At 74.7% G+C, this 15,254-nt stretch carries 13 protein-coding genes; all 13 read right to left on the bottom strand.

Annotated features, from left to right (window positions below):
- Positions 1–5: 5 nt before the first annotated feature.
- The 13 genes from rpe to carA all read right to left on the bottom strand — a co-directional run bounded on the left by rpe (position 6) and on the right by carA (position 15,216).
- Entirely contained in the window at positions 6–671 is a 666-nt protein-coding gene (gene rpe / locus ACFQQL_RS13825) for a ribulose-phosphate 3-epimerase (RefSeq protein WP_382395314.1), read from the bottom strand.
- Between the two features lie 24 nt (positions 672–695).
- Positions 696–2,213 carry an RsmB/NOP family class I SAM-dependent RNA methyltransferase gene (locus ACFQQL_RS13820; RefSeq protein WP_465254046.1) on the bottom strand — a complete coding sequence of 506 codons (1,518 nt, stop codon included), beginning with the start codon at positions 2,211–2,213 and terminating at the stop codon, positions 696–698.
- Positions 2,210–3,166 carry a methionyl-tRNA formyltransferase gene (fmt, locus tag ACFQQL_RS13815; RefSeq protein WP_382395310.1) on the bottom strand — a complete coding sequence of 319 codons (957 nt, stop codon included), beginning with the start codon at positions 3,164–3,166 and terminating at the stop codon, positions 2,210–2,212. Before fmt ends, ACFQQL_RS13820 begins: the two co-directional genes overlap by 4 nt.
- A gap of 11 nt (positions 3,167–3,177) precedes the next feature.
- On the bottom strand, positions 3,178–3,816 hold the full coding sequence (locus ACFQQL_RS13810) for an HAD family hydrolase (protein ID WP_382395308.1): 639 nt from the start codon (positions 3,814–3,816) through the stop codon (positions 3,178–3,180).
- 17 nt (positions 3,817–3,833) lie between these two features.
- The gene (locus tag ACFQQL_RS13805) at positions 3,834–5,873 is read right to left on the bottom strand and encodes a primosomal protein N' (RefSeq protein WP_382395306.1); all 2,040 of its coding nucleotides are present in this window, start codon (positions 5,871–5,873) and stop codon (positions 3,834–3,836) included.
- 6 nt (positions 5,874–5,879) lie between these two features.
- On the bottom strand, positions 5,880–7,082 hold the full coding sequence (metK, locus tag ACFQQL_RS13800) for a methionine adenosyltransferase (RefSeq protein ID WP_382395304.1): 1,203 nt from the start codon (positions 7,080–7,082) through the stop codon (positions 5,880–5,882).
- Positions 7,079–8,335 (bottom strand): bifunctional phosphopantothenoylcysteine decarboxylase/phosphopantothenate--cysteine ligase CoaBC, encoded by a 1,257-nt coding sequence (gene coaBC / locus ACFQQL_RS13795; protein ID WP_382395302.1) that lies wholly within the window; start codon positions 8,333–8,335, stop codon positions 7,079–7,081. The genes metK and coaBC overlap by 4 nt, the downstream gene beginning before the upstream one ends.
- A gap of 24 nt (positions 8,336–8,359) precedes the next feature.
- A complete protein-coding gene (rpoZ, locus tag ACFQQL_RS13790; RefSeq protein WP_382395300.1) occupies positions 8,360–8,623 on the bottom strand; it encodes a DNA-directed RNA polymerase subunit omega in 264 nt (87 codons plus the stop codon).
- Between the two features lie 66 nt (positions 8,624–8,689).
- Positions 8,690–9,301: a guanylate kinase gene (gene gmk / locus ACFQQL_RS13785; protein ID WP_382395298.1), complete on the bottom strand. Its 612-nt coding sequence runs from the start codon at positions 9,299–9,301 to the stop codon at positions 8,690–8,692.
- Positions 9,302–9,360: 59 nt separating this feature from the next.
- Positions 9,361–9,672, bottom strand: coding sequence for an integration host factor, actinobacterial type (mihF, locus tag ACFQQL_RS13780; RefSeq protein WP_382395402.1), 312 nt, complete (start codon positions 9,670–9,672; stop codon positions 9,361–9,363).
- Between the two features lie 59 nt (positions 9,673–9,731).
- A complete protein-coding gene (gene pyrF / locus ACFQQL_RS13775) occupies positions 9,732–10,613 on the bottom strand; it encodes an orotidine-5'-phosphate decarboxylase (protein ID WP_382395296.1) in 882 nt (293 codons plus the stop codon).
- The gene (gene carB, locus ACFQQL_RS13770) at positions 10,610–13,984 is read right to left on the bottom strand and encodes a carbamoyl-phosphate synthase large subunit (RefSeq protein WP_382395294.1); all 3,375 of its coding nucleotides are present in this window, start codon (positions 13,982–13,984) and stop codon (positions 10,610–10,612) included. Before carB ends, pyrF begins: the two co-directional genes overlap by 4 nt.
- Entirely contained in the window at positions 13,984–15,216 is a 1,233-nt protein-coding gene (gene carA, locus ACFQQL_RS13765) for a glutamine-hydrolyzing carbamoyl-phosphate synthase small subunit (protein WP_382395400.1), read from the bottom strand. Before carA ends, carB begins: the two co-directional genes overlap by 1 nt.
- Positions 15,217–15,254 lie beyond the last annotated feature (38 nt).

The following is a 15,254-nucleotide window of genomic DNA, read 5'->3' as shown; positions in this document are numbered from 1 at the left end:
GGAGCTCAGTGCCGGTGTGCCGCCTCGGCCAGCCGCCGCAGCTGCGCGACCTCGGCCGCGGCGTCGTCGGCCTTGTAGACGGCCGAGCCGGCGACGAACACATCGGCACCGGCCTCGGCGGCACGGCCGATCGTCTCCCGCGAGATCCCGCCGTCGACCTGCACCCAGAGGTCCAGCCCGGCCGCCTCGATCGCGTCTCGGGCCCGGGTGATCTTCGGCAGCGTGCCGTCGATGAAGGACTGTCCACCGAACCCGGGCTCGACCGTCATCACGAGGATCATGTCGAACTCCGGCAGCAGGTCGAGGTAGGGCTCCACGGGGCTTGCCGGACGCAGCGCCAGGCCGGCGCGAGCGCCGAGGGCGCGCAGCTCCCGGGCGAGGCGCACCGGAGCGGTGGCGGCCTCGGCGTGCACCGTGACCGACGCGCACCCGGCCTCGGCGTACGCGGGCGCCCACCGGTCCGGCTCCTCGATCATGAGGTGCGCGTCCACGGGCACCGGGGAGGCCTCCAGGATGGCGGAGACCACCGGCAGGCCGAGGGTGAGGTTCGGGACGAAGTGGTTGTCCATGACATCCACGTGCACGTAGTCGGCGCCCGAGATCTTCGCCAGCTCACCCCGCAGGTCGGCGAAGTCGGAGTTCAGGATGCTCGGCGAGATGACGATGCCCACCCGGCCAACATAGCGACCCGGCCGCTACCGGCGCCGGAGCAGCGCCAGGAACATCGCGTCGGTGCCGTGCCGGTGCGGCCAGAGCTGGGCGTACGGGCCCTGCAGGCCGGGGTCGGACCGGCTGATCTCGGTGAGGACCGCCGCGGCGTCCAGCAGCTCTGTGTCGCCGCGGCGCAGGGTGTCCTCCACCACGAGGCGCGTCTCCGCCACGTGCGGGGAGCACGTGACGTACCCGACCACTCCCCCGGGCCGGGTCGCCTCGACGGCGGCGGCGAGCAGCTCACGCTGCAGGCGTCCGAGCGTGCCCAGGTCGCCGGGCGAGCGGCGCCACCGGGCCTCGGGCCGGCGACGCAGCGCGCCGAGGCCGGTGCACGGCGCGTCCACGAGCACCCGGTCGAACCGCTCCGGCATCTCGCGGCCCAGGTCGCGGCCGTCGCCGACCCGGATCTCGACGGAGTCCGCGACCGCGGCCGTCGACCCCCGCACCAGCTCGGCGCGGTGCGGCGCGACCTCGTTGGCCAGCAGCCCGGCGCCGCGTTCCCGGGCGAGGGCGCCGAGGAGTGCCGCCTTGCCACCCGGCCCGGCGCACAGGTCCAGCCACTGCTGGTCCGTGCCCTCCACCGGGGCGCCGGCGACGGCGAGGGCGACGAGCTGGGACCCTTCGTCCTGCACACCCGCCGCGGCGCGCCGCACGGCGGGTAGCCGCCCGGGATCACCCGCACCCGGCACAAGGGCGTAGGGCGAGAACCGGCCGCGCTCCGGCTCCTGGTCCGCCAGCCGTCGGCACTGCGCCGCGAGCTCGTCCAGCTCGACCAGGCCCGGCCGCGCGACGAGCGCCACGCGGGGCGAGAGGTTGTGTGCGCGGAGCAGCTCGGTCAGGTCCCGGTCGGGTTCTTCCACCCCCTCCGTGAGCAGGCTCTGCCGCAGCGCCCGGGTGATCCAGTCCGGGTGGGACTCGAGCACGGAGAGCCGTGCCACCAGGTCGGTGCCGTCCGGGTCTGCCTCGGCCCCGAGCCGTTCGAGCCACGCGTCGGGGCCGGTCTCGCCCACGGTTCGCAGCACGGCGTTGACCATCCCGGTGGGCGCGGGACCGACCACCTCACGGGTCAGCGCCACGGTCTCGGAGACGGCCGCGTGGCTCGGCACGCGCATCCCGAGGAGCTGGTGGGCGCCGAGCCGGAGCAGGTCCAGCACCTCGGGATCGAGCGAGCCCAGCGGCCGGTCGCGGGTGCAGGTGCTGAGCACGGCGTCGTACCGCGCGCGCAGGCGCAGCGTGCCGTACGTCAGCTCGGTCGCGAACGCGGCGTCCCGGCCGGAGATGCCGCGCTCCCGGAGCAGGCCGGGCAGCACGAGGTTCGCGTAGGCGTCGGACTCCGCCACCCGGCGTAGCACCTCGTAGGCGGCGAGCCGCGCCGGATCGGGACGGTGCCGCCGTGGACCCTGTCCCCGGCCGCCCTGTCGCCGGCTGCCCTGTCCCCTGCCGGCCTGCCGTGCGGGTCCCCGGCGTGCGCCGCGCTCACCTCCGCCGTCGCGATGTGTCACGGACGTCCGCCCTCTCCGGGGGCGCCGCCGAGCACGGTGCCGGGCTCGAGCCGCGCCCCCCGGGCCCAGGCGTCCGCAGCCATCCACGACCGCCCGGCCGGGGCCACCTGATCGAGCGCGACGGCGTGCGACCCGGTGCCGACGAGGACGGCCCGCCGCTCCGCCCGGACCTCACCGGGCGAGAGGTCGGTGACGTCGGGGCGGGGATCGACGGGCCCCAGCTTGACGCGGGTGCCGTCCGGCAGGGTGGTCCACGCCCCGGGGGCAGGCGTGCACCCCCGCACCAGCCGGTCGATGGCGAGCGCGGGTTCGGCCCACCGCACCCGGGCCTCGGCCGCCTCGAGCTTCGGGGCGAGGCTCACCCCCTCGGTCGGCTGTGGCCGGGCCCGGGCGGTGCCGGCCGCCAGGCCGTCGACAACGGACAGCAGGAGCGCCGCGCCCGAGACGGCGAGCCGGCCGAGCAGGTCGCCGGCCGTGTCCCGGGCCCGTACGGTCTCGGTCAGGGCCCCGAGCACCGGTCCGGTGTCCAGGCCCGCCTCGAGCCGGAAGACGCTGGCGCCGGTGACGTCGTCGCCGGCGATGAGGGCGCGTTGCACGGGGGCGGCACCGCGCCAGGCCGGCAGGAGCGAGAAGTGCAGGTTCAGCCACCCGTGCGTCGGGACGTCGAGCAGGGCCGGCGGCACGAGACCGCCGTAGGCGACGACGAGCGCGGCGTCGGGCGCGAGCTGCGCGATGCGGGCGGCGACCTCCTCCTCGCGCAGGCTGTGCGGGGTGAGGACCTCCAGCCCTTCGGCACGGGCGAGCTCCGCGACCGGGCTCGGGTGCAGCGACCGGCCGCGGCCGCGGCGGGCGTCGGGGCGGGTGAGGACGCCGACGACCTCGTGGTCGGAGTCGAGGAGGGCACGCAGGCTGGGGAGCGCCACCTCGGGGGTGCCGGCGAAGAGCAGACGCATGGCTGCCGAGTCTAGGAGGTGCGCCCGTGCAGCCCGGGCCCGAGCAGCCCGAGCCCGTGCAGGTCCGCACGCAACGTCGCGGCGTCGGTGAACCGCAGTGCGGTCAGACCCACGGCCTCCGCGCCGGCGACGTTGGCGGGTGAGTCGTCCACGAACACGGCCCGCGACGCCTCGACGCCGTACCGCTCGAGGACGATGCGGAAGACGGCGGGGTCGGGCTTGGCCACGCCCTCCCGGCCGGAGACCACGACGCCCTCCAGGAGATCGATCACCGGAGCCGCGCCGGCGGCATGGTGAAAGGTCTCGGCCGACCAGTTCGTCAGCCCCAGCAGGCGGATCCCGGCGGCCGCGAGCTCCTCCACGACGGCGGTGGTTCCCGGGACGGGCCCGGTGAGGGTGGCGGCGAAGTTCGCGAAGTAGCGGGACAGGGTCCGTCCGTGCGCGGGATCGAGGGCGGCGGCCCGGGCGGCCACGTCCGCGATCGGCATGCCTGCGTCGGCGGCGAGGTTGAGGGACCGGAAGTCGGCTGCCTCGGCGAACCGCTCCCACTCCTGGGGCGTCATCTCCTCCGTGAGGGCGCGCGCGGGGTCCCAGCCGACGAGCACGTTGCCGAGGTCCAGGACCACGGTGTCGTATCCGCCTGATGTCACGCGGTCACGATACGTCCTCACCACAGGTCGGTCGGGTCGACGCGGACGCGGACGGCGCCGGGCTCCTTGCGGGCGCTGCGCACCGCGGCGGCCCGGGTGAGGGCCCGGGTCAGCTCCGGCCCGTTGGCACGCTCGGTGCGGACGAGCGCACGCACCTGCTCCTCCTCCGTCTCGACCGGTCCGAGAACCTCCAGGCCCGGCACGTGACCGAGGTGCCCCAGCAGGGACCGCACGGCGGACCGGGGACCCTGCAGGGCCGCGAGGCGGACCGCGGGCGGGAAGGCGAGGCCGGCCCGTTCGGCGAGCTCCCGCTCGGCGAACCCTGCCGGGTCCCAGCGGACGAGTGCCTGGGCAGGCACGGGCGCGGGCTGGCCGAGCAGCATGACGGTCCCGCCGTCGCGCGCCGACCGCACGAGCGCCGCGGCACCGAACCAGCGGCGCAGCGCCTCCGCAGCGGCCCACAGCTCTGGCCGCCCGGTGGTGGCGGACGCATCCAGGATCAGCGCCGCCGCGTATCCGCCCTCGGCCGCCGGCTCGGCACCGGGTGTGGCCACGACGAGCCGGGGCGTGCCGTCGACCGTCTCGACCACGCCGTGGCTGGCGCGCGCGCCGGAGACGACCACGGGCACCGACGGGAACGCGCGTCCGAGCTCCTCCGCCGTGCGGTCGGACCCGACCCGGACCCACCGCAGCCGGGTGCCGTCGCACTCGGGGCAGCGCCAGTCGGCCGCGGGCCGGCCGCACCAGCCGCACGTCGGGGCGGAGCGGGCGCCCTCCAGCCGGAGCGGTCCGTGGCACGCGGCGCACCGGGCGGGCTCGCGGCACCGGGCACAGGCGACCGCGGGCAGGTAACCGGCGCGCGCGACCTGGACCAGCACCGGACCCCGACCGAGCGCGTCCCGGGCCAGCTCCCAGGCCGGGCGCGGGACCCGGGCCGCCGCCGCTGCCCCCTCACGGGCCAGGTCCGTCTCGGAGGGAGCGACCACCCGCGGCGCCGTCTCCCGCACGACGGCGCGGGGCGCCTGGACAGGACGTGCCCACCCCTGCTCGACGAGCAGCTGGGCCTCCACGGATCGGGCGTAGCCGCCGACCAGCAGCGCGGAGCCGCTGAGCTCGGCGCGCAGCACGAGGACCTGACGGGTGTGCGGGTACGGCGCGTGCGGCTCCTCGAGCCGGTCGTCGCCGTCGTCCAGCACGACGGCAAGGCCGAGGTCACGCACCGGCGCGAACGCGGCGGCACGGGTCCCGACCACCACCCGCACCTCTCCCAGCAGCACGCGCAGGAAGCTCCGGTAGCGGCGCGCCGGACCGTCGTCGGCGACGAGCCGGGCGACGGGCTCCTCCGGGAGGGCCTCGCCCAGCGCGGCGACGACGTCGTCGACGTGGCGCGTGGTCGGCACGACCACCAGGGCGCCGCGGCCGGACGCGACGGTGGCCTGGACGGCGGTGGCCACGGCCGGTCCGGTCGGCCCGGGCAGGGTGGTCCAGACCGCCCGGGGGCGCTCCCCGGCGGCGAGGTGGCGCAGGAACGCCGGGCCGCCCGTGTACGGCTCCCACGGGCCGGGCTCGGGCGCCTCCACGGCGGCCGGGGTTGCGGACTCGTCGTGGCGCTCGAGGACGGACTTCTCGGTAGTGGCGTGGCGCGGCGGCACCGCGAGCCGGACCACGTCCATCAGCGTCCCGGCGTACCGGTCCGCGACGGCCCGGCACAGCCGCCGCACCTCGGGGGTGAGGACCGGGACGGCCGAGCTGGCGCGCCGGACCGGGGTGAGCGTGCCGGTGTGCTCGGTGTCGGCCCGGCGCTCCAGCACGAAGGCCTGCCGGTCCTGGCCGGCGAAGCGCACGTGCACCCGAGCACCCGGCACCGCGTTCGCGTCGTGCTCGGGCGGAACGAGATAGTCGAAGGGTCGGTCCAGGTGCGGCAGGGGCGAGTCGACCACGACCCGGGCCACCGGGTCGGTGACGCCGCGTCCGTCGACCCGCCGGGCGCCGGCGGCGACGTCGGGCAGGTCCAGCAGGGTGCCCTGCTCGGGCCGCTGAGCGGGGTCGCCGGTCATGGGCGATCAGCCCACCGCGGCGCGCAGGTCCTCGACCCGGTCGGTGCGTTCCCAGGTGAAGTCCGCCAGCTCGCGACCGAAGTGGCCGTACGCCGAGGTCTGCGCGTAGATGGGGCGGATGAGGTCGAGGTCTCGCACGATCGCGGCGGGGCGCAGGTCGAAGACCTCCCGCACGGCGGCCGCGATGCGCTGCGGCGGGACCTCCTCGGTGCCGAAGGTCTCCACGAAGAGGCCCACCGGGTGCGCGCGCCCGATCGCATACGCCACCTGGACCTCGCAGCGGCGCGCCAGCCCGGCAGCGACCACGTTCTTCGCGACCCAGCGCATCGCGTACGCGCCGGACCGGTCGACCTTCGACGGGTCCTTGCCGGAGAAGGCGCCGCCGCCGTGGCGAGCCATCCCGCCGTAGGTGTCGACGATGACCTTCCGGCCCGTCAGGCCGGCGTCGCCCATCGGGCCGCCGACGACGAACTTGCCGGTCGGGTTGACCAGCAGACGCAGGTCGGTGGTGCGCAGGTCGAGGTCGGCGGCCTGCAGGACCGGCATCACGACCTCCTGCCGCACGGCGTGCGCGAGCATGTCCTGGCGCACCCACTCGTCGTGCTGCGTGGAGACGACGACCGTGTCCAGCGTGACGGCCTGCTCGCCGTCGTACCCGATCGTCACCTGGGTCTTGCCGTCCGGACGCAGCCCGGCGACGCCGCCGTCCTTGCGAACCGTGGCGAGCCGCTCGGCGAGCCGGTGGGCGAGGAAGATCGGCAACGGCATCAGCTGCGGGGTGTCGGCGCAGGCGTAGCCGAACATGAGGCCCTGGTCGCCGGCGCCCTGGTCGTCCAGCGGGTCGTGGTAGTCGGTGCCGGTGCGCTTCTCCTCCGAGGAGTTGACCCCGCCGGCGATGTCCGGCGACTGCTGCCCGATGGAGATCTCCACCCCGCAGGAGGACCCGTCGAAGCCGATCGCGGAGGAGGTGTAGCCGATGCGACGGACCTGCTCCCGCACGATCTGCGGGATCTCGACGTAGGCCTCGGTGGTGACCTCGCCGGCCACGTGCACCAGGCCGGTGGTGACCATGGTCTCGACCGCGACCCGCGCGGCCGGGTCCTGCGCGAGCATCGCGTCGAGGATGGCGTCGGAGATCCGGTCGCACACCTTGTCCGGATGGCCCTCGGTGACGGACTCCGAGGTGAACTGCCGCAGCGCGTTGGTCACCGGTCGATCGTAGATGCCGCCACCAGCTGCTCCGCCACCAGCGTCCACAGGGCGTCGGCCACCTCGGTCTTCGAGCCGCCGGCCCGGGCGACCACCTCACCCGCGGCGTCCAGCACGGTCACCTCGTTCGGGACATCGCCGAAGCCGCGGTCCTCGCCCACCTGGTTCACGGCGAGCAGGTCGGCGCCCTTGCGCCGTGCCTTCGCCCGTCCGTGCTCCAGGGCGTCGGCGTCGCCGTCCCCGGTCTCGGCGGCGAAGCCCACGACCACCTGCCCGGTCCGCGGACGGTCGGCCGCGAGCTCGGCGAGGATGTCCGGGTTGGTGGCGAGCCGGATCGGCTCCGGGTCCGCGTCGCCGCCAACCGCCTTCTTGATCTTGTGCGTGGTCGTGGTGGCGGGCCGGAAGTCTGCGACGGCGGCGGCCATGACGACGGCGTCGGCCTCCGCGGCCGCCGCGCGCACGGCGTCGCGGAGCTCCAGGGCGGTCTCGACCCGCCGGACGGCCACGGCCGGGTCGTCCGGGAGGAGGGCGTCCTCGACGTTGGCGGCCACCAGCGTGACCCGGGCGCCGCGACGGGCGGCGGCGGTGGCCAGAGCGATCCCCTGCCGTCCGGAGGACCGGTTGCCGAGGAACCGGACGGGATCCAACGGCTCACGGGTACCGCCGGCGGAGATCACCACGTGCCGGCCGGCGAGGTCCGCGGTGCGCCCGTCCGCGGCGTGTGCACCGCGGAGCAGCTCGAGCGCCGCGGCCATGATCGCCTCCGGCTCGGGCAGCCGGCCGGGGCCCGAGTCGGCTCCCGTCAGGCGACCGTCGTCTGGGTCGAGGACGCGCACGCCCCGGCCGCGGAGCGTGGCGACGTTGGCCTGGGTGGCGGGGTGCTGCCACATCTCGGTGTGCATGGCCGGCGCGAGCAGCACCGGGCAGCGCACCGTCAGGAGCGTGGTGGTCAGCAGGTCGTCGGCGATCCCGGCTGCTGCCTTGGCGAGGAGGTTCGCCGTCGCCGGGGCGACGACGAGGAGCTCGGCGCGGCGGCCGAGGGCCACGTGGTCGACGCCGTCGGCGCCGGTGAAGACGTCGGTGCGCACGGGTTGCCCGGACAGCGCCTCCCAGGTGGGGCGGCCGACGAACCGCAGGGCCGCCTCCGTCGGCACCACGCGCACGCCGTGCCCGGCCTCCCGCAGGAGGCGCAGCAGGTAGGCGGCCTTGTACGCGGCGATCCCGCCGGTGACGCCCAGGACGACGTGACGCATCCGAGAGCTCACGTCACATCCGGGTCAGTCTTCGATCCGGGTGACCGTCAGCATGCTCTCGTTGATCTCGCGCATGGCGATCGAGAGCGGCTTGTCCTCCTGCGCGGCCGGGACGAGAGGGCCGACGAACTCCAGGAGGCCCTCCTGCAGCTGCGCGTTGTAGGTGTTGATCTGGCGCGCGCGCTTGGCCGAGTAGATGACGAGCGCGTACTTCGAGTCGACCTTCTCCAGCAGCTCGTCGATCGGCGGGTCGGTGATGCCCTCGGGGGCGGCGACGGTTCCGTACACAGTTGACCTTCTCGCGGTTCGGGTGGTGCAGGTGCGGCGGCACCCACGCACGTGCAGTGCGCCAGTCTACTCGTTCACGTGCGCGGGGACGCCCATGAGACGCAGGACCTCGTCCGTGGCGCGTGCCACGTCGTCATTGACGACGACGTGGTCGAACTCGTCCGCGGCCGCCAGCTCGCCGCGGGCCGTCTCCAGCCGCCGTTCCCGCTCCTGCGGGCCCTCGGTCCCGCGTCCGGTCAGCCGGCGCACCAGCTCCTCCCACGACGGGGGCGCCAGGAAGACGAACTGAGCGTCCGGCATGGCGGCGCGCACCTGCCGGGCGCCCTGCAGGTCGAGCTCCAGGAAGACCGGCCGCCCGGCCGCGAGCTCACGCTCGACGGGGGCGCGCAGGGTGCCGTACCGGTGCCGTCCGTGCACGACCGCCCACTCGAGCATCTGGCCGGAGCCGGCGAGCTCGTCGAACCGCTCGGGGGTGAGGAAGAAGTAGTGCATCCCGTCGACCTCACCCGGCCGCGGCGGGCGTGTGGTGGCGCTGACCGAGATCCACACGTCGGGGGCCCGGCGGCGCATCTCCGCCATGACGGTGCCCTTGCCGACGGCCGTCGGGCCGGACAGCACCGTGAGACGGGCGTGCGGGCGGTCCGGGACCTGGTGAGGGTCGGGGGCCGCGCGCGTCATCCCGCCATCCTGCCAGGCCGTGGCGACGGCTCGAGCCACGCGGGGGTCTGGCGCCGCCCTCACCCGTAGCGCTCGACGAGGGCCGAGCTCTGGTGTGGTCCGAGCCCTCGGACGCGGCGCGCCTCGGAGATGCCGATCTCGGCCATCACCGCGCGGGCCGTGGCCTTGCCGACGCCCGGGAGGGACTCGAGCAGCGAGACAACCTTGAGCTTCCCGAGAGCTTCGTCGCTCTTGGCCGCCTGGAGGACCTCCGAGAGGGAGACCTGGGAGTACTTGAGCTTGTTCTTCACCTCGGCACGAGTCGCTCGCGCCGCGGCGGCCTTGGCCAGGGCGTCGGAGCGTTGCTCGGGGGTCAACGGCGGGAGGGGCACGTCGGTCACCTCGTCAGGTCACGGGTCTGCGTGGGCAGGACGGTAGTCGTCAGCCCTCGCTACGGCAACGGTCCCTCGGGCGTTCGCGGTGGTGCGAGGGCCGTCCGGGCCGTCCGGGCGAGGCTCGCGGCGGCGTCCACCAGCCCGTCCGGGCCGGCGCGCAGGACCTCCCGGGAGGAGCTCGCGAGCACCTGGGCGCGGGCCGCGCCGAACGTCCGGGCCAGCTCGGCGGCACCCGCGCCCTGCGCGCCGACCCCGGGAGCCAGCACCGGGCCCCGGACCGCGTCGAGTCCGAGGCCGAGCCGCTGCGGCGCCGACCCGACCGTCGCGCCGACGACGAGCCCGACCGAGCCCATCCGCCGCCACTCCCCGGCGTCGTGCGCCCGGGCGTTCTCGGCGGCGGCGGCGGCGGCCACGGCGCGTGCGACCGGGACGCCGTCGTGCCTGGCGTGCTGAACGCCCGCGGCCTCCGCGTTGGAGGTCAGTGCCAGCACGAAGACGCCTCGACCGGTCCTGCGTGCGAGGTCCAGTGCCGGTCGCAGCGACTCGAAGCCCAGGTAGGGGCTGAGCGTGACCGCGTCGGCCCGCAGCGGGGCGTCGTCGGCGAGGTAGGCCTCTGCGTAGCCGTCCATGGTGGAGCCGATGTCGCCGCGCTTGACGTCGAGCACCGTGAGGGTGCCCGCCCGACGGGCGGCGGCGAGGACGTCCTCGAGGGCCGCGACGCCCGCCGACCCGTGCCGCTCGAAGAGCGCGGACTGCGGCTTGAACGCGGCGACTCGGCCCGCGAGCCGCTCGACCACCGTCAGGCCCATCGTCCGGAGGCCGTCGGCGTCGTCGCCCAGGCCCCACGCCGAGAGGAGCCCCGGGTGCGGGTCGATGCCCACGCACACAGGTCCGTGCTCGGCCATCGCGCCTGCGAGGCGGTCGCCGAACGGGCTCATCCGACACCCACCTCGGCGGTCGCCGCGAGGTCGTCCCCGTGCCGGCCGCCGTCGCCGGCACGGCGGGCGGCACGGTCCGCGTCGTGGTCCTGCAGGCTCCGCACGTCGAACTGCCGGGAGCGCAGCGCCTCCACGGCCTGCACGGCGGCGCCGAACTCTGCGGCGGTGGTGACGATCGGCCGGTCGGCGGCGGTCGTCGCGGCCCGGATCTCGTAGCCGTCGGCCCGGGCGCCCTGCCCGTTGGGCGTGTTGACCACCATGTCGACGTGGCCGTCGCGGATGAGGTCGATGATGGTCGGCTCGCCGGCCGGCCCGCGTCCCTCGCTCGCCTTGCGGACCACGGTGGCGCCGATGCCGTACCGTCGCAGCACGGCGGCGGTGCCGCGGGTGGCGAGGATCTCGAAGCCGAGCTCGACCAGCCGGGTGACCGGGAAGACGATGGAGCGCTTGTCCCGGTCGGCGACCGACACGAAGACCCGACCCGCCGTGGGCAGCCCGCCGTAGGCCGCGGACTGGGACTTCGCGAACGCCGTCGGGAAGTCCCTGTCGAAGCCCATGACCTCGCCGGTGGAGCGCATCTCGGGTCCGAGCAGGCTGTCGACGATCGAACCGGCAGGGGTGGCGAACCGCTTGAACGGCAGCACGGCCTCCTTGACCGCCAGCGGGTCGGCGAGGTCGACGACGCCGCCGTCCTGGTCCGGGAGCACACCCGCGGCCCGCAACTCGGCGATCGACTCGCCGGCCATGACGCGGGCGGCCGCGCGGGCGAGCGGCACACCGGTGGCCTTCGCGACGAACGGCACGGTACGGGACGCGCGGGGGTTGGCCTCGATGACGTGCAGCACGTCCGAGACCAGGGCGAACTGCACGTTGAGCAGGCCACGGACCCCGACACCGGCGGCGATAGCCTCGGTGGAGCGGCGGATCCGTGCGATCTCCGCCTCGGAGAGGGTGACGGGCGGAAGGACGCACGCCGAGTCACCGGAATGGATCCCGGCCTCCTCGATGTGCTCCATGACGCCCCCGAGGAACAGCTCGGTCCCGTCGTACAGGGCGTCGACGTCGATCTCGATGGCGTCGTCGAGGAACCGATCGATGAGCAGTGGGGCTGCGCGGTGGACGGCGTCTCCCGCGGTCCCGGCCGAGGCGGCGGTGCGCGCGAGGTAGTCCCGCAGCCCGGGCTCGTCGTACACGATCTCCATGCCGCGCCCGCCGAGCACGTAGCTGGGCCGCACCAGGACCGGGTAGCCGATGGAGTCCGCGACGCGCAACGCCTCCTCGGGCGACGTGGCGGTGCCGTAGGCGGGGGCCGGCAGGCCGGCCTGGCGCAGCACGGTGCCGAAGGCGCCGCGGTCCTCGGCGAGGTCGATGGACTCCGGGCTGGTACCGAGGATGGGGACCCCGGCGTCGGCGAGCCGCTGGGCGAGCGACAGCGGGGTCTGACCGCCGAGCTGCACGACGACGCCGGCCACGGGACCCGCGGCGGCCTCGGCGTGGTAGACCTCGAGGACGTCCTCGAAGGTGAGCGGCTCGAAGTAGAGCCGGTCGGAGATGTCGTAGTCGGTCGAGACCGTCTCCGGGTTGCAGTTGACCATGACGGTCTCGTAGCGGTCGGCGAGGGCGAGCGTGGCGTGCACACACGAGTAGTCGAACTCGATGCCCTGCCCGATGCGGTTCGGGCCCGAGCCGAGGATGATCACCGCCTCCCTCTCGCGGGGACGCACCTCCGTCTCGGAGTCGTAGGCCGAGTAGTGGTACGGCGTCCGAGCGGCGAACTCGGCGGCGCAGGTGTCGACGGTCTTGTAGACCGGGCGCAGGCCGTAGGCGTGGCGGACCTCGCGCACGGCCTCCTCCCCCAGGCCACGCAGCCGGCCGATCTGCGCGTCGGAGAAGCCGTGCCGCTTGGCCAGGCGCAGCACGCGCTCGCTCAGCGCCGGCGCGTCCCGGACCGCCTGGGCGACCTCCTCGAGCAGGACGAGCTGGTCGAGGAACCACGGGTCGATACCGGTGGCGGCATGCAGCTCCTCCACCCCGGCGCCGCCCCGCAGCGCCTGCTGGACGTCGACGAGCCGGCCCTCGCTCGGGGTCCGCACGCCGGCGACCAGCTCGGCCGTGGCAGCCGCGTCGGGCACGGGGGTGTCCCAGTGGAAGGTGCTGCCGCCCTTGTCGATGGACCGCATGGCCTTCTGGAGCGCCTCGGTGAAGTTGCGGCCGAGCGCCATCGCCTCGCCGACCGACTTCATCGTCGTGGTCAGGGTGGGGTCGGCCGCGGGGAACTTCTCGAAGGCGAACCGCGGCACCTTGACCACGACGTAGTCCAGCGTGGGCTCGAAGCTCGCCGGCGTGGAGCCGGTGATGTCGTTCGGGATCTCGTCGAGGGTGTAGCCGACGGCGAGACGCGCCGCGATCTTCGCGATGGGGAAGCCGGTGGCCTTCGAGGCCAGGGCCGAGGAGCGGGAGACCCGCGGGTTCATCTCGATGACGACGACGCGGCCGGTGGTGGGCTCGACCGCGAACTGCACGTTGCAGCCGCCGGTGTCGACGCCCACCTCGCGGATGATCGCGATGCCCACGTCGCGCAGCTTCTGGTACTCGCGGTCGGTGAGGGTCAGGGCCGGGGCCACGGTCACCGAGTCGCCGGTGTGCACCCCGACCGGGTCGACGTTCTCGATCGAGCAGACGACCACGACGTTGTCCGCCTTGTCGCGCATGAGCTCGAGCTCGAACTCCTTCCAGCCGAGGATGGACTCCTCGAGGAGGACCTCCGTGGTCGGCGAGTGGTGCAGGCCGGCCCCCGCGATGCGGTCGAGGTCCTCGGGCGTGTAGGCCAGGCCCGAGCCGAGGCCACCCATGGTGAACGAGGGCCGCACCACGAGCGGGTAGCCGAGCTCGTCGGCGATGGCGTGGCACTCCTGGAGGCTGTGGGCGATCGCCGAGCGGGCACTCTCGGCGCCGCACCGCTCGACGACGCCCTTGAAGGCCTCCCGGTCCTCAGCGAGGTTGATCGCGTCGATCGAGGCACCGATCAGCTCGACGCCGTACTCCTCGAGGACGCCCGAGGTGTGCAGCGCGATCGCCGTGTTGAGGGCCGTCTGGCCGCCGAGCGTCGGCAGCAGCGCGTCGGGTCGCTCCTTGGCGATGATCGTCGCGACCGTCTCCGGCGTGATGGGCTCGACGTAGGTCGCGTCCGCCATCTGCGGGTCGGTCATGATGGTCGCCGGGTTCGAGTTCACGAGGATGACGCGCATGCCCTCCTCGCGCAGGACCCGCACCGCCTGCGTGCCGGAGTAGTCGAACTCCGCCGCCTGGCCGATGACGATCGGGCCGGAGCCGATCACCATGACGCTGGAGATGTCGGTGCGCCTCGGCATCAGCGGGCCTCGCTCTCGTCGTCGTGCTCCTGTGGTCCCGGCGTCGTCGGGCGCGGGGTCGTGCCGCGCTCCCCCATGAGACGCACGAAACGGTCGAAGAGGTGCTCCGCGTCGTGCGGGCCGGCGGCCGCCTCCGGGTGGTACTGGACCGAGAAGGCGGGGATGTCCAGGGCGCGCAGGCCTTCGACCACCTGGTCGTTCAGGCCGACGTGGGACACCTCCACGCGGCCGTACCGTCCGCCGTCGTAGGGGGCGACCGACGGCTCGCCGATGGGGGCGTCGACGGCGAAGCCGTGGTTGTGCGCGGTGATCTCCACCCGGCCGCTGGCCTTGTCGAGCACCGGCTGGTTGACGCCGCGGTGCCCGAACTCGAGCTTGTAGGTGCCGTAGCCGAGCGCCCGGCCGAGCAGCTGGTTGCCGAAGCAGATCCCGAAGAACGGCAGCTCGGCGTCCAGCACGCCGCGCAGCAGGTCGACCTCGTGGGTGGCGGCCTCCGGGTCGCCCGGGCCGTTGGAGAAGAAGACCCCGTCGGGCTCCAGCGCGAGGACCTCGGCGAGCGTCGAGGACTGCGGGAGCACGTGCACCCGGACGCCGCGGGCGGCGAGCTGCTCCGGGGTGCGCGACTTGATGCCGAGGTCGATCGCGACGACGGTCGCCACCGGGTCCTGCCCGGCGTGGGTGCCGCTGGGCTCCACGACGTAGGCCTGCGGCGTGGTGACCTCGCGCGCCAGGTCCGCGCCCTTCATCTGGGGCGACTCACGCACGACGTCCAGGAGCACCTCGACGGCCTGATCGGTCAGGTGCTCGGCCCCGGCCGGCAGCGCCGGGCCGGAGAAGATCCCGGCCCGCATGACGCCCCGGTCCCGCAGGTGCCTGGTGAGGGCACGGGTGTCGACGTCGCAGATGCCGACGACGCCCTGGTCGGCGAGCTCGTCCTCGAGCTCGCGCTGGGAGCGCCAGCTCGAGGCGCGACGGGCGGGGTCCCGCACGATGTACCCGGCGACCCAGATGCGACCGGACTCGGTGTCCTCGTCGTTCACGCCGGTGTTACCGACGTGCGGTGCCGTCATCACGACGATCTGGCGGTGGTAGGAGGGGTCGGTGAGGGTCTCCTGGTAGCCGGTCATGCCGGTCGAGAAGACGATCTCCCCCACCGTGCGGCCGAGTCCGGCGTACGCGCTGCCGCGCACGACGGTGCCGTCCTCGAGGACGAGCAGGGCGGCCTCGCGCAGCGCACCTCGCCGGGCGCGCGGCGTCTCCTCGCCGGACG

The sequence above is a fragment of the Georgenia alba genome (genome assembly GCF_042665525.1).
Classification (GTDB): Bacteria; Actinomycetota; Actinomycetes; order Actinomycetales; family Actinomycetaceae; genus Allobogoriella; species Allobogoriella alba.
This window is presented reverse-complemented; position numbering and strand designations above follow the sequence as displayed.

Excerpts from the sequence above, each read along its gene's own strand:
- fmt (WP_382395310.1), bottom strand. The coding sequence starts at position 3,166 with ATGCGTCTGCTCTTCGCCGGCACCCCCGAGGTGGCGCTCCCCAGCCTG.
- ACFQQL_RS13805 (WP_382395306.1), bottom strand. The coding sequence starts at position 5,873 with ATGACCGGCGACCCCGCTCAGCGGCCCGAGCAGGGCACCCTGCTGGAC.
- coaBC (WP_382395302.1), bottom strand. The coding sequence starts at position 8,335 with ATGCGTCACGTCGTCCTGGGCGTCACCGGCGGGATCGCCGCGTACAAG.
- gmk (WP_382395298.1), bottom strand. The coding sequence starts at position 9,301 with ATGACGCGCGCGGCCCCCGACCCTCACCAGGTCCCGGACCGCCCGCAC.
- pyrF (WP_382395296.1), bottom strand. The coding sequence starts at position 10,613 with ATGAGCCCGTTCGGCGACCGCCTCGCAGGCGCGATGGCCGAGCACGGA.
- carB (WP_382395294.1), bottom strand. The coding sequence starts at position 13,984 with ATGCCGAGGCGCACCGACATCTCCAGCGTCATGGTGATCGGCTCCGGC.